This is a genomic window from Paenibacillus sp. FSL R7-0163, assembly GCF_037969975.1.
Lineage (GTDB): Bacteria > Bacillota > Bacilli > Paenibacillales > Paenibacillaceae > Paenibacillus_AQ > Paenibacillus_AQ odorifer.
In genome coordinates this window covers 319,735-334,461 of the sequence record NZ_CP150224.1, presented here as the reverse complement: position 1 = coordinate 334,461, position 14,727 = coordinate 319,735, and the positions used below count along the sequence as shown (strand labels likewise).

11 protein-coding genes and 1 riboswitch are annotated in these 14,727 nt (G+C 42.9%); all 11 genes read right to left on the bottom strand.

What is annotated here, in order from left to right; all coding sequences use genetic code 11:
- Positions 1 to 250: 250 nt before the first annotated feature.
- Positions 251 to 1,060 carry an alpha/beta hydrolase gene (locus NST45_RS01455; RefSeq protein ID WP_036685387.1) on the bottom strand — a complete coding sequence of 270 codons (810 nt, stop codon included), beginning with the start codon at positions 1,058 to 1,060 and terminating at the stop codon, positions 251 to 253.
- A gap of 105 nt (positions 1,061 to 1,165) precedes the next feature.
- A riboswitch (cyclic di-AMP (ydaO/yuaA leader) is annotated at positions 1,166 to 1,352 on the bottom strand.
- A 319-nt stretch (positions 1,353 to 1,671) separates the two neighbouring features.
- Positions 1,672 to 1,845 (bottom strand): hypothetical protein, encoded by a 174-nt coding sequence (locus NST45_RS01450; protein ID WP_169744809.1) that lies wholly within the window; start codon positions 1,843 to 1,845, stop codon positions 1,672 to 1,674.
- Between the two features lie 84 nt (positions 1,846 to 1,929).
- Entirely contained in the window at positions 1,930 to 2,688 is a 759-nt protein-coding gene (locus NST45_RS01445; RefSeq protein ID WP_256717319.1) for a Nif3-like dinuclear metal center hexameric protein, read from the bottom strand.
- A gap of 60 nt (positions 2,689 to 2,748) precedes the next feature.
- Positions 2,749 to 4,803: an alpha-glucuronidase family glycosyl hydrolase gene (locus NST45_RS01440; RefSeq protein WP_339824640.1), complete on the bottom strand. Its 2,055-nt coding sequence runs from the start codon at positions 4,801 to 4,803 to the stop codon at positions 2,749 to 2,751.
- Positions 4,804 to 4,885: 82 nt separating this feature from the next.
- The gene (locus NST45_RS01435) at positions 4,886 to 5,905 is read right to left on the bottom strand and encodes an endo-1,4-beta-xylanase (protein ID WP_036685392.1); all 1,020 of its coding nucleotides are present in this window, start codon (positions 5,903 to 5,905) and stop codon (positions 4,886 to 4,888) included.
- Between the two features lie 44 nt (positions 5,906 to 5,949).
- Positions 5,950 to 7,482: a glycoside hydrolase family 43 protein gene (locus NST45_RS01430; RefSeq protein ID WP_051491381.1), complete on the bottom strand. Its 1,533-nt coding sequence runs from the start codon at positions 7,480 to 7,482 to the stop codon at positions 5,950 to 5,952.
- Between the two features lie 47 nt (positions 7,483 to 7,529).
- A complete protein-coding gene (locus tag NST45_RS01425) occupies positions 7,530 to 8,432 on the bottom strand; it encodes a carbohydrate ABC transporter permease (RefSeq protein WP_036685620.1) in 903 nt (300 codons plus the stop codon).
- Positions 8,433 to 8,491: 59 nt separating this feature from the next.
- Positions 8,492 to 9,460 (bottom strand): ABC transporter permease subunit, encoded by a 969-nt coding sequence (locus NST45_RS01420; RefSeq protein ID WP_076098803.1) that lies wholly within the window; start codon positions 9,458 to 9,460, stop codon positions 8,492 to 8,494.
- Between the two features lie 84 nt (positions 9,461 to 9,544).
- Positions 9,545 to 11,251, bottom strand: coding sequence for a sugar ABC transporter substrate-binding protein (locus NST45_RS01415; protein ID WP_339824633.1), 1,707 nt, complete (start codon positions 11,249 to 11,251; stop codon positions 9,545 to 9,547).
- 115 nt (positions 11,252 to 11,366) lie between these two features.
- Positions 11,367 to 12,902 (bottom strand): response regulator, encoded by a 1,536-nt coding sequence (locus NST45_RS01410; protein ID WP_076104888.1) that lies wholly within the window; start codon positions 12,900 to 12,902, stop codon positions 11,367 to 11,369.
- Positions 12,903 to 12,919: 17 nt separating this feature from the next.
- Complete coding sequence (locus NST45_RS01405) at positions 12,920 to 14,722, bottom strand: sensor histidine kinase (RefSeq protein WP_036685623.1); 1,803 nt, start codon at positions 14,720 to 14,722, stop codon at positions 12,920 to 12,922.
- Positions 14,723 to 14,727 lie beyond the last annotated feature (5 nt).

Sequence of the window (14,727 nt, the reverse complement as noted above, 5' to 3'; positions counted from 1 at the left end):
ACGTTCTAGGAGCCATAATCCCCTTCATTTTAGGGAAGTTTTCCCTAATCCACGTTCTAGGAGCCATGCTCTCTATCACTTTAGGTAGAATTTCCCTAATTCACGTGCTAGAAGCCATAATCACCTTCACTTTAGGGAGAATTTCCCTAAAGTTCTACCCAGAAAGACGTCCCATAGCCAGCTCATGCTCCCTGGCTATGGGACGCCCTTTTCCACTTAAACGCTTCGCTTGTAAAGGTCTCCCTATAGATCAGCTAATCTGCTGACTGCCCTGCTGCTTCTCCAAGAAACGTTGAAGAATCGCATTGAATTGCTCCGGCTGGCACAGATTACTTGGATCTAATGCGTTCGGAATAATCGCCAACTGCGCATGTGGCAGCTGGGACACCATTTCCTTCATACAATTCACTCCAAATTCATTAAAGTCCCCTACAATACATAAAGCAGGACGTTTAAAAGCCTTTAAGCATCTGGTGTAATCAACATGGCTTGTAGCCAGTCTTTGCCGATATAGCTCCCGGGGACGTTTGTCCAGCAACCCTCTTCTAATCTCATTGTAGGCCAGACTCCAGCGCTCTCGGTACATCATCCGAATCGAAGGCAACACCAGCTCGCTTGGGAGATAATACATTAGCAAACTGCAATATGCTGCCATAGTTTGTATTTTCCCTACAATTGTTGATCCGTGAGTCCTACAGAAGCTGTCTGCGACCACAATTGCTTTTACACGCTCAGGATATTGTTTGGCAATATGCTGAACGACTAAGCCACCATAGGCGATTCCTACAAAAACTGCTTCACGAATACCTAGGTCATTCAACAGCATAATCAGATCCAGACATTGCGTCTCAATAATCTCATGTGGGGCCTCCAGCAGTTTACCAGACTTACCATTCCCCCGTAAATCGCACAAAATCACTTTATATTTATCGGAAAAATACTCCAGCTGTGGTTTGAACATACTGTGTGTTAATCCATGTCCATGGATAAACACAACCGGAGTGCCAGTTCCATTGATTTCATAATAGAGCGAAGTTCCGTTCAGTTTAGCGATAGGCAAAGGTAACACCTCTTTCATAATAAATTCTACGACTATATCTGCTTAAAAACGCAGCAAAAAACCACAGAGGGATTCTCTGTGGCTATTCATCACTAAACACGCCATTCATCCTCTCTCCATACGCTTACGAGGTTAGCTGTCGGATTCGGGCAGTGAGAGTTGCCCTACCTGCAGGGATGCATGTTATGCACCCGGAACAGGATTCACCCCATAACCAGTGCCGACTCTCACATCGGCTGCCAGTTGTTGGTTCCCCCGCTTTCCAGAAACGGAAATTAAGCGGATTGCTTATGTAATTGTAAATTTAAGATAATTGTCAGTTCTGAGATGAATCATACTCTTGTAAGGTTTGCTTGTAAAGGAGGGCTCTGGTCAAAATAATGTTGAAAGCAATGCTTTTCATTTCATATTGAGCATACTCTTCATTTTCTCTTTCTTTTGCTCTTGTTTACTCGTTTTATTTAAGAAAATGGCTCTGAACCAAGCCAAACGGAGGTTAAAACACCAGTACTTTCTATATAAAGGCCATCCTTTTCACTGGAGATATGAAAAAAGCTAAGCAGAATCAGAGATATTCCCTGTCCACTTAGCTCCCTTTTACAATACTATGGCTACAAAAGATCGGCGTTTTTCAATGCATGCTCCCAGCTTGGAAAAAAGAACAGCGCACTTCTCATAAGCTCTGGGTCGCTTTGCTTTACTTGTTTTTTACTGATCGAGCTTCCGTCGCTTTGCAGCTTTTTGATCCGACTTAATACTTCATCAGCCTCCAAAGGAATTTCCATTGAAACACTCCTTTCTCAGTGACCTGTTTCCCTTCATTTTCTCCATAATATGTTTATTTATTCCGTACTCTTAATTTCCCCAGATTAAACCATCTGATAGATGGGTTGTTCAGCAATGAACCGGGTAGGAAGCATGGGATATTTGTCTGCTAAGATTTCAGCTAAATATTTCATTCCCGGCGCTTCACTCTCCGCATGACCTAACATGATGAGCGCTTTAGATCTGCCTTGGTGCCCTGCATCCCGCACATATTCCGGAGTCTCCCACTCTGGTCCCTCACCAGCAATAATTAAATCAAGATTGTGATCATTAAAAAGCGGAATAGCCATCGTCCCGCCTCCTCTGTAACCTACTAATATCCCTACGCGTTTGCAGGAAAGAGACAGGTCACCGGCAGCGCGTACATAAGAGATCCCTAGCTTACTTTTAATATATTGAGCAGCTTCCAGTACAGTCATAGCAGGAATAGTGAGAATCGTAGCAGCTGCTTGCTGCTCTTCCACGTATGCGGACCAATCTAGTTCTCGCAGTAAACCCACCATAATTCCATCCGGCTTTTGCCGATGCCAATAATCATGATAACGAAAAATAGCAATTTGGGAATGTTCGATCAGACTTTTTTTCGCATGATAAACCGGATCACCTTCTAACCACTCGCTCGCCGCATGATGGCTATAAAATACACCTTCATGCGTGATCAGCAAATTGGCTCCTAACGCTATTGCTTGCTCCACAACATTTTGTGTGGCAGAGAAGGCCGTAATAATCCCTGTGACTTCAGTTTCCGGTTCCCCTGGGTTCAGAATATCCACAGTCCCTTCTACCTGTTCCACAGTTCCCATTAAATCTTCCAAAATCGCTCTAATCGTGAGGCTCACTATCATCATCCCTCGATTCGAAATCTAATAAATCTTTCTGCCTTTAAGATCCTCAATTCCGCTCTTGCGGTAAAAATACGTATTGATCCGATCTCTCCATTCCTGCGCATGCTCTGCTTGCTCTTCAAGACGTTGCTTCACTTGCATATACAATCCACTATCCACGCTGCCTTCAAGTGATTCCCATGTCGCTAGAAGCTGTGCAGCCTGCTCAGCCCCCTCAAAATGAGTATCGTAGATATGCTGAATAATAGTTTGCCCCGATTGCAGAACATACGTGTATGGAACATGATGAAAGAACAGCAACAGCTCTTCCGGACAAGACGCTAGATTCTCATAATTTGATGCATTAAGACCCATATACTGTCCGCTATAACCCGTTCCCGATTTGACTGAACGATCCACACCAATGCCCTTATGATCCGCATAATGGTACGTTCCCCACTTGGCGTATTCATACCCATCCACATTCGGCCCATAATGATGATCCGGATTAACCATCCAACCCACACCTAATGGAGCTGTGTAAGATTCGTAAATCCTCCATGAGTCCATCAACATCCCGCGAATAGCAGCCACTAGACCTTCATCAGTGCCAAAGGTAAGCCGAATCCATTCCTCAGCTATTTCTTTTGCCGTCAGCTCCGGATTCCAAATTAATCTTCCATATCCATACAGATTAGCTTGAGCTAACCCATGCCCCGTCCAGTTCATGTCATCTCCAACATTAGTTACAGCAGCCACACCATTATACTTATTTCCCCACACCGATCCGTCCACAACATGTTTCACAAGCGTAGTTTGCCCTTTGGCATAAGTATTGAAATCAAGGACTTCTTTCCACTGTGGAACAAGATAACAGAGATGCCGCTGCTGCCCCGTATATTCTTGAGCAATCTGAAACTCCATCAGATGATTGGTATGTTCCAGTGCGCCAAACAGCGGAGATACCGGTTCTCTGACTTGAAAATCCATCGGTCCATTCTTGATTTGCAGCACTACATTATCATTAAATCGGCCATCCAATGGTTTGAAATGATCATATGCCGCTCTGGCCCGATCTGTCTTACGGTCACGCCAATCCTGCTTGCAGTTATATACGAAACAACGCCAAATCACGATTCCGCCAAACGGCTCCAGTGCTTCTCCCAGCATGTTGGCGCCATCTGCATGGTCACGCCCGTAAGTGAATGGTCCTGGTCGATTTTCTGAATCCGCTTTGACCACAAACCCGCCAAAATCAGGTATCGCTCGATAAACCTCACTAGCCTTATCTTTCCACCATTTCCGCACCGCTGGGTCCAGAGGATCAGCTGTGTCCAATGCTCCGATCTGTATCGGGCTGGCGAAGTTAGCACTGAGGAATAGCTTAATCCCGTATACGCGGAATATTCCTGCAATTAACGCGATATCAGGCAAATATTGCTCCGTTATAAATAGAGATTCAAGCTCATGAACATTCACATTGTTAATCGAAATCGCGTTGATCCCCACAGAGGACATCAATCTGGCATAATCACGCAGCCGCTTTGTATCGTTAAGAAATTGATTGGACTCGTAAAAAAAGGACCGTCCAGCATAGCCACGTTCAATACTGCCATCAAAATTATCCCAGTGATTAATCATTCGCAGGCCGTTCACCGGACTCATAGACAAATTCAGAGCGTCTATTTCGCTTTCTGTTCCTATCAGCCGTAAAAGATGGAATACGCCATACAATATTCCAACAGGCGTTGAAGCACCGATAGCGATACATTTCTCAGCAGCGTTTGTACGTATAAGGAAACCTTCAGGACCTAGTGAATCGGTTCGCTCTCCTGCGAATACTCTACCAATTAACGGATTCCCCCCTTGGAAGGTTCCTATAACGATACACGGTCCTTCTGGTTGAGCTGTGAGCAGTGGCGCTTTGCCCAGCATAGAGGTCATCCCCTGTATGAATTCCGCGGCTGCTGCCTGAATCGTCTCGTTGTCCTCCGTTACAACCAGCTCACCACACCAATTTATATATTGATTGTATAGAGATCCAGATTTCAGCTTGCCATAGTTGAGCCAAGCCTCATAAGCGGTATTTGTCATGTATATTCCTCCCGTATAAATAACCCGCCCTGGATTAAAAAGGACGGGTTCATGATTCGCAAGCTTGAGCAGATTACCCGCTCTATGATTTGGTGACAGCGTTAAGCAATTGATGATAAGCCGGCTTAGGATTATGCTGCTCATCGAATAGAAATGGCCAATTTTTCCGTCCCCGAACAGGGAATTCGTCCAGCCATGTATAGTCATCCGCTGCTCCCCAGAAAGTGACAGAGCTAATCACGTCGCGGTATTCTTTCAACAGAGCAAACATCGCTTCATACCGCTCTGCCTGCAGCTCGAGCAGTTCGGCAGGTGCAACCTTTAAATCCATGCGTTTGTCATCGAAACGGAACATGGATACATCCAGCTCTGTCAATTGGAGCTGAAGCCCTAAAGATGCATACTTCTCAATAGCAGCACGTATATCGTCTAAGCTCGGATCGTATAAATTCCAGTGTGCTTGCAATCCGACGCCATGGATCGGCACTCCTTGTTCCAGCAGCGACTTCACCATTTTATAGATTTTATCGCGCTTAAGGGGATTAGACTCGTTATAGTCGTTGTAGAATAATAAAGCCTTAGGATCGGCTTCATGAGCATATTCAAACGCTTTGCCGATAAACTCCGGTCCGACAATGTCCAGCCACTTTGACCGGCGAAGAAGTTCTTCTCCTTCATCTGCAATAACTTCATTTACAACATCCCAAGCATAGATATCTTCCTTGTAACGCCCAACCACGGTCTGAATATGTGATTTGAGCCGTGCAAGCAATGCCTCTTTGCTTACAGGCCCACCCTTCTTATCCTCAAACAACCAGTCCGTAGTCTGGTTGTGCCAGACTAAAGTATGCCCGCGCATAACCATATGATATTTTCGGGCGAACGCAACCAACTCATCTGCTAGCTTAAAGTTATAAATATCTTCAAGCGGATGCAGACTTTCAAACTTCATCTCATTCTCAGCGGTAATGCTATTGAAATGATAGGCGAGCAAGTGCTCCTGTGATTGAATCGTCAACGGGTTAACGGCTGCGCCAATTTTGTAATCCTCAGCAAATATTGTTTTTAGTGCAGGTTCTGTGTAATCACTAGCTTGTCTCAACAAGTTCCCTCCTGACAAACGCATTTATATCAGTATTCGAATAATTAAGACTGATAATCGAACCAATCGAAGTAGGCAGGCACCTCAGCTACCTTGCCATGACCTGTCGCATATAAGCCGATAAGAACACCCGTAAATCCATTTCCTTTTACGGCTTGGGGGGATAATGGATAAGCTGCCGCTGTTGATAGCTTATTCCACTCCTGCCCATCCAAAGAATACAGGAAGCTGTATTCGTTAAGCTCAGCCTTAGCTTTCAAATAAATTCGCTCGGCAGTAGTTGGAATCTCTGCCGCTGTATGGGTTATTCCATCCATGGTCACATGAGCTGTAATCACTCTTTGGCCGTTTTTTTGAACAAGTCCAATTTCATAATGAGCGTTCTCATCTAATCTGGCGCAAAGTCCAGCCTCCACATCAGCAATAGATGAAGGCATTTCAAGCAGTGTGCTCCATTCTGCTGAAGTATGCTGCTGTCTTCTGCCTACAAAAGCCACTTGGCCTACTTCACTGAGACCTTTCGGTTGTCCTCGAAGAGATAACCATCCCTGCCGTTCGTTTAAGGACCAGCTTCCCTCAGCCGGATTCCGCAGAAAGGCTAATCCCAGCGGCAATACATGTTCATCAAAATCATATCTTCCACTAGTCTCAGGTTTTGGTGATTGACCAGGTACACGTGAAACCTTCATTTCCAGTCCGACAGTGTCTTCATTATTATCGATCATCGGCCATCCGTCTTCAGTCCAGCTTACGGGAGCAAGGAAAGTCTCTCTTCCAAGCACAGTAAATTTTGCATCTACTAGTCTTACTCCAAGGAATACGGCCCACCAATCCCCGTTACGATCCTCAATCAAATCGGCATGCCCTAAATACTGAATGGGATTATCAGTACCGCTGTGCGTCAATATCGGATGCGGCAATCGTTCAAATGGTCCATAAGGAGAGGAGCTGCGGCCAATGATCTCCCGATGTTCCTTTGCCGTTCCTCCTGAAGCCGTCATGATATAGTACATTCCATTTATTTTGTACAAATGGGGGCCTTCCGTCCAAGGTCCACCATCCCCAGTCCAGATGACAACAGGTTCTGTTAACGCTGCTCCCGTAGCAATATCTATCTCATATTGGATGGCATGGGAGTCATAATCTGCCCCCTGCTGGGTGGTTACATAAACCTTTCCATCCTCATCAAACATTAGAGAAGGGTCAATTCCTCCATAAGGAATACTAATCGGATCTGACCACGGACCCGCAGGATCCGTAGCCGTAACATAGAAATTCCCTTTCCCGTGTATTTCGGTCGTTATCATGTAAAACGTTCCTTCATGATACCGGATCGTTGGGGCAAATATCCCTCCAGAGCTCTTGCTTTTACGTGTATCCAGCTGACTTACACGATTGAGCACATGACCTATTTGGGTCCAGTGAATCAAATCCTGACTATGAAAAATAGGTACGCCAGGGAAATACTCAAAGGAGCTGCAAACTAAATAGTAGTCATCCCCTGCCCGGATGATACTTGGATCAGGATAGAAGCCTGGAAGTATCGGATTCGTGTATGTGATTGAAGATGGGGTCATAATTTAACAGACAACCTTCCTATTACTTAATAGTGATTGCAAGCTCCTTATTCCTTCACGCTTCCTACGTTCATTCCAACTACAAAATACTTTTGCATGAATGGATAGACTAGCAAAATTGGAACCGAAGCAACAATAGTAACGGCTGCACGAATGGACTTTGGAGTAACCATTGACCCCGCTGACTCTGCAGTTACCCCTGCCCCGTTAGCTACACTTGCGTTACTGTTCGCATTCATACTAGATGATATTAGTTTCATTAATTCATATTGCAATGTACTCAAGTGTTGGCGGGAAGAAGTGTAGATAAAAGCATCAAACCATGCGTTCCATGCACCTACCGCGACAAAAAGGGCGATGGTAGCAAGAACAGGTTTACACAAAGGGAAGACTACTTTCATGAAAATCTTGAATTCACCTGCACCGTCGATTCTCGCGGATTCCATAAGACTTTCATGCAAGCCGCCAATGTAAGTACGGATGACGATCATATTAAATGCACTTATCATAGTCGGTATTACATATACCCAAAACGTATTAATCAAATGAAGATCCTTAATTAGGAAATAGTTCGGAATCAGACCCGCATTAAAATACATGGTTAGGACGAAAATAAAGGTAATCTGTTTGCGGAAAACATATTCTTTCCGGCTTAAAGTATAAGCAAGCATTGTGGTCAAAAATAGATTCAGGATCGTAGATATCACTGTTCGTGCTACCGAAATCCAAAAAGCAGGAATAATTGTACCAGAGGCAAAAACTGCCTTGTAGTTTTGTATGGTCCACTCTCTAGGCCATAGATAAATGCCGCCACGGATGGTATCATTCCCCGCATTAAAGGAGACTGCTATAGTATTCAGGAATGGATACAAGGTAACAATAACTAGACAAACCATAAATATAGTATTGAAGGTGCCGAACACTACGGGTTCGAACCCCAAATTTCTCATCCGTTTTCCAGCATTGCTTTTTGGAGATTTTTGAGGAATCAATTGAGTTTTTTCCATGATTATAACAGCCTCTCTTCCCCTAGCCGCTTCGAAGTCCAGTTAGCTAATAGCAGCAACGTTACACTTACGACTGTTTTAAATATACCACCCGCAGTGGCTAAGGAATAATTCCCTTGCCCAATCCCGTATTTCAATACAAATATATCAATCGTATCCGACCAGTCTACAGTAAGCCCGTTCCCTAATAAGTACGGAACCTCAAATCCGACATCCAGTACATGTCCTATGGACATTATCATCAGGATTACAATGGTTGGTCTAATTCCCGGCAATGTTACATTGAACATTTTTTTGTACCGGTTAGCCCCATCAATCTCAGCAGCCTCATATAAAGCTGGATCTATAGAAGCAATAGCAGCCAAGTAGATGATAGTACTCCATCCAACCTCTTTCCAGACGGTTGAAGCACCCACAATACCCCAGAAATACTTCCCTTCACTCAACCAAAGAATCGGTGAATCAATAAGATGTAATTTCATGAGTACGATGTTGATAATCCCGTCGTTAACCGAGAGGGAGACACCTACAATCCCTGTTACAATAATCCAAGAGAGGAAGTGAGGCAAGTAGGATATGGTCTGCACGGTTCTTTTCCAAAATACGTTTTTGATTTCATTAAGAAGTAAGGCCAATGTTATCGCGGTTATAAATCCTAGAAAGAAATTAATTAATCCCATAGCCAGTGTGTTTCGCAGTACCCTTAAAAAGGTATCGTCCGTAAATAGAAACTTGAAGTGTTTCAAGCCAACCCACGTTTGTTCGCCAAAAGCCTTAGCTGGTTTATAATCCTGAAAAGCCATGGTCCATCCCCAGACGGGTACATAAGCAAATAATATAATATAAAGCAGCAATGGAACCGACATCCAAATTAGCTGTTTCTGATTCTTAATCAAGGTCATAGTAATCGGTTGCTTCTTTTTTCTTTTAGGATGCCGGTTAACTTTTTTTCCCGTTAAAATCTCATCCATATATTTTCTCCCCACATCATCCATATATTTCAGAAAGTGGTTGGCTAATAAGCCACCACTTTCTGATTTTTAAGCAAGCTCTAACTATTTAACACTCCAAGTATCAAATCTCCATTTAAGCTGTTCATTGATTCTGTCTTCGTAGGCTTTAACATCCGCTTTATTAAGTTCTTTAACAAATTCAGCCCAAACTTTATCGAAATCGGAAGGACCAGCCAAGATTGCTTTTGGCAAGAACTTGGTTTTAACTTCTCCCATCTTCGTATCGGCAATTTTTGCTGGAGAGTTTTCAACAAGATCTATGGACCAAGCAGGGTAAGCTACTGGATTCGGTCCAGGCTTACTGAAGAAATCTACATAACTGTTGAATCCATATGCGTCGAGGACTTCCTTGTCAAACGCTTCCAATCCTGCCTTATATTCTTCTGGTTGGGCTGCCGCATCCGTTGAGTTACCGTCTGCAAAGTACCCTTGCATTTTCGGAGCGGTAGCATACCAAGCTTCTGCTTTGTTACTCAGCTTCCATGTAGCATCAACTGCGTTATCCCGTTGTTCTTGGGTTCTCATAAAGCGGCCGTTTTCCACAATATAATCTTCGCCTTCAATACCCCAAGTGAGAGTTCTTTGCCAATCTTCTTGAATCAATGTGTCCATCAGTTTAAGGATTCTCACTGGATCCTTAGCATTGACAGTGATCCCGAATCCATTATTCAAGTTAAGCGCAGGGCGATCCAGATAATAATCTTTGGTGTTGGTATCATACACAAGAGGCAGACCTACATAAGTTCTCATATCTTTCTCTTGTGTCTTGAGTGAATCTTCTGCTTTACCAAAGTTCCAGTGCTGATCAAACATTCCCAGAACGGCTCCGCTGGACAATTTAGCTAAATATTGGTCATAATCCATTGTAAATGCTTCTTTATCAATAATACCCAATGCATTCATATCATTAAGCTTCTTGTAGTACTGCTTAGCATAGTCTTTATCCGCAAAGACTTCTGCCACGTTATCATTAACCACTACTCCGCCATCATTAGGATGCCCGATCAGATGCTGAGGAGCATTAAACAATCCCCAGTTTCTCCAGTCTTTGTTATGAATCTCAAACCCAACTGTTGGTTGTCCATCAATGGTTGGATTCTTCTCTTTATACTTAACGATAAGATCGAAATACTCATCCAAAGTTTTAACCACTGGATAGCCAGCATCTTTAAGTACAGCTTTCTGAATCCAGAAAGCTGGGCCAGAGTAATAGGTTGAATTCACATCACCGTTATACGCACCATAGTTTGGAAGTGTATAAATATGTCCATCATTTGGATCCTTCATCATGTTCCAGTAAGCTGCGTAATGCGCTTTCAAATTTGGAGCGTGTTCTTCAATCAAGTCCTCGAGAGGAATAAATGCACCTGCTGCCGTCAGTTGGGTATTAGAACTCATTAGATCTGGATAATCCGAACCGGCAATCATAACGCCAAGCTTCTGTTTAAGATCTCCTGCCAAGAATTCGAAATTGAATGAGGCGCCTGTTTTTTCTTTAATCATTTTATAAATTTTATTATCTGGTGTTGGTTGCTGGCCTGCTTCTCCAAGAAAGATACTAATTTCGAAAGGTTCAATCTTATCAGAATCTGTTCCTGCTGCAGTTGAAGTGGCTGTTTCTGCTGGTTTGTCTTCCCCCTTAGCCGTCGTATTGTTGCTGTTATTTCCTCCGCACCCTGCTAAGGTAAAGCTTAGGGATAACACAGCAATCAGACTAAGTTTCCATTTGGATATTAACTTGCCCCCCATAAAGCACCTCCATATATTTGTTGGTGTAACAATGTTGTAAGCCCTTACAAGTTAAATTATAGAGGTGATAATCTTCTGAAAATACGCCAGAATTAAAGATGTACCCCCAAAAAGTTTAGGTATTAGTGTTTTTAAATTCGTTAGGACTCATATGCAGCTTTTTTTCAAATTGCTTGAGGAACTGACTATAATTGCCATAACCCACTTTCTCAGCGATTTCACTATTTTTTAACTTATTTTGTTGAAGTAAATGTACTGCCTCTTTTATTCGGAGGTTATGCAGCTGTTCATTGAAATTAATACCGTTCTTCTTGATCAATAATTGACCCAGATATACCGGGTGCAGGAAAAATACCTCTGATAGTCTCTTAATGGTAAGACATTCGCGAAAATGCTCTTCAATATAATTGTTAATCTCCTGAACAATCCCCTGTGATCTTAGGTTTTGTTCCTTAAGAAGGATATCAATACTGGCCTCGCCGCAGAATAGCAAATTACGCATTAAGTCCGTCAAGGTGATCATTGAGTCTAACATCGCGGGGATTCTAATTTGATTAGATAAGGAGGACTCATGAACTTCACTGGCTTCCGAGGTAAACTCAATAATCTTATACATCATATGAATAACAATTTTCTTCACAACCTCTGGAGCGATGCGCTGTTCCCGGAAACTGCGGGCTGCCGAGTTCACAGCTTGGCTAAAGCCTGCGGAGTCCAGGGTGTTAATCGGTCTTATCAAGTCATCCATCAGTTGAATTTGATCATAATGATAACTGAAGGGACTATCCTTAATCTCTTGATAACTCAGGACCTCTGCATTTTCAGGATAATAAAAATAATACATTAATGCTTCTTTCGCCGTTCGGTAACTGTTCCCGATCTGAAGCAAGGAGCCTACGCCAGCGCCAGCTGCAATATACAAAGCTTGTTTAGGGTGTTCATTCAGCAAGGGAGTTGCGATCTGATCGATCACAGCTCCCTCAGTGGACAATGAATGGTATCCGTATACGATTCCAAAACAATGACTCTCCAGATCCATCAGAAACATCGAATCTTTATCGGTTAGGAGGGCTGAGGCTTGCTCTCTGATCTCTGTATATAAAACCGGCTCTGTCTGTATCAGACAAATATTCCAATGGCTTTTCCCTTCCGATAATCGGTTAAGTACCTCCTGATTCGACTGCTCAGCTTTCTCATGCAGTATTCCTTTCAGGAGAGAAACAGCCTCCTCCGCGGAGGCTATTTGATTTAAACTGCGCTTCTGAGCTTCCTGCTCCAGCTCCTGATAAATCTCCAGTAATTCTTCTGCCGCTTCTTCTGGAAACACTGGCTTCATCAGATAATGATTAATTCCATAGTGTATAGCTGTCTTGGCATATTCAAACTCACTATAACCACTTAGTATGGCAAACTTAATCTCCTTAATCTCAGCTCGTTGCCAAGCTGCGACCATCTCCAGCCCATTCATTAGCGGCATATTAACATCCGTAATTACAAGATCTGGTTCGAGCTGTTTCATTAACTCCAGCCCCTCTTTGCCATTGCTGGAGGTTCCACATACCTCAAAGCCAAGCTCCTGCCAATCAATCCATAGCTGCATCGCTTCAAGCGCACTAGGCTCATCATCGATCAACAATACTTTGTATTTCATAGGGGGTCCCTCACTTTCTAGCTATTCTTCCGTTCCAGGAGTTTTAATGGAATATCAAAAGTGACAATGGTCCCTTCATCCGGAACGCTGCTGATATCAAAACGGACCTGATCTTCATAATACAATTCTAATCGGCGGTACACGTTGCGGATTCCGATATTCGTTCCCGAAGACGCTTCATTTTGAACATTACCTAATAATTCTTGCAGCTTCTCTGGCTCTATCCCTTTACCGTTATCAGAGACGGTAACTTTTAAGCGTCCCTCCTCCACTAACGTCTTCACTTTTATCACACCAAGTCCCTCTATGGCCTGTAGACCATGTTTGCAGGAATTCTCAACGAGCGGCTGCATGCTTAGCTTGGGAATCTTATATTGAAGCGACTGCTCATCGATCTCAAATTGATAATCAAATTTATCCCGGAACCGGAATTTTTCAATTTTTAAATACATCTCGATGAAAGTCATTTCTTCTTCCAGAGTGACGAGATCTTCTTTCCAGCTCAGCAGCCGTCTAAGTAATTTGGATAAACTCTTAATAATATCTGTAACATCCGAATAATTATTTTTAGTACAGACCACCAAAATGGCATTTAACGTATTAAACAGAAAATGCGGATTCATCTGGCTTTGCAGAAAATTCAGTTCAGCTCTTACTCTTTCCATCTCCAGATTATTTTTTTGAATCTCCAGTTTATATACATCATTGATCAAGGAATTAATGGTAGTGGTCATCCTGTTAAAATTACGGATCAGTCCCCCGATCTCATCCTGGCCTTCATCGATTCGAATCAGCTCAAATTTCTCATTGGATACTTTCTGCATATGTCTGGATAACCGTTTCACCCGATAATTATAGGATCTTAACATCACATATAAAAAAGCGGTGGTGATTAGCGTGACAATGGACGCCAGAATCCCTGCATAAATCCGAATCTCCATTATCGCTTGGGTAATACGCTCACCTTGTGTAATTCCTATTATCCGCCAGCCCTTTATATAACTAGCTCCGCCGACGGGTACAATATGAACGTCCTCCTTGCGCTCATCATCCTGCAGCTTGAACACGGGATAAGGTTCCGCGGTGCCTCTTTGATAGCCGCTTTGTGCAGACATAATAATCTCGTCCTGCTCGTTAACTAAATAAAGACTCAAGTAATCTTTTTCTCTGATAATCACGTCATATATTTTACTGAGATCCAAATCAATTCTAAGCAGCTTTTCAAACTTATTGTATGAGCTGTAAGCGTCCATTCGCTCAATAACACTCAAATAAGGCGCTGTAGAAATCACACTAGAGGTATCACTCATATGATAAGCGGCAAGAAACAGATGTTTATCCGCAGCCTTCGACTGCTTATACCATTCACTATTCATTACCTTTTCATTGATGACCTGATAGTTGCTGCCGGAAACAATGGAATCATTGTTCGTAAATACAGTAATCCGTTCAATCTGATTATTCACCGGCATATAGCTGTTCATGCGGTCTCTCAGCTGTTCATCAAAAGTGTCATAAAATTCAATAGAGTTCCCATACGTCCGCTCAAGCAATTCATACAGGTTCTTATCGGCAGAAAGCGTATAGCTGACAGCTACCCCACCTTCAATGAAATCATGAATGTCCTTTCGGGCTCTTTCTAAAGATATTTCCAGGTTCTGCTGCTCTCTCGATTTGATCAGATCGGAAATCCGATCCAAAAAAACAAGGTTAATAATAATGATAGGGAGAAGAACACCTATGATATAAATAAGGGAAAATTTATAATTCAAGGGAATATCATTCACTACTTTTCTAAATCTGAATTTTTTTCTCTCCATATGAA

Excerpts from the sequence above, each read along its gene's own strand:
- NST45_RS01450 (WP_169744809.1), bottom strand. The coding sequence starts at position 1,845 with ATGGAAATTCCTTTGGAGGCTGATGAAGTATTAAGTCGGATCAAAAAG.
- NST45_RS01445 (WP_256717319.1), bottom strand. The coding sequence starts at position 2,688 with ATGGGAACTGTGGAACAGGTAGAAGGGACTGTGGATATTCTGAACCCA.
- NST45_RS01440 (WP_339824640.1), bottom strand. The coding sequence starts at position 4,803 with ATGACAAATACCGCTTATGAGGCTTGGCTCAACTATGGCAAGCTGAAA.
- NST45_RS01430 (WP_051491381.1), bottom strand. The coding sequence starts at position 7,482 with ATGACCCCATCTTCAATCACATACACGAATCCGATACTTCCAGGCTTC.
- NST45_RS01425 (WP_036685620.1), bottom strand. The coding sequence starts at position 8,432 with ATGAGAAATTTGGGGTTCGAACCCGTAGTGTTCGGCACCTTCAATACT.
- NST45_RS01420 (WP_076098803.1), bottom strand. The coding sequence starts at position 9,460 with ATGGATGAGATTTTAACGGGAAAAAAAGTTAACCGGCATCCTAAAAGA.
- NST45_RS01415 (WP_339824633.1), bottom strand. The coding sequence starts at position 11,251 with ATGGGGGGCAAGTTAATATCCAAATGGAAACTTAGTCTGATTGCTGTG.
- NST45_RS01410 (WP_076104888.1), bottom strand. The coding sequence starts at position 12,902 with ATGAAATACAAAGTATTGTTGATCGATGATGAGCCTAGTGCGCTTGAA.
- NST45_RS01405 (WP_036685623.1), bottom strand. The coding sequence starts at position 14,722 with ATGGAGAGAAAAAAATTCAGATTTAGAAAAGTAGTGAATGATATTCCC.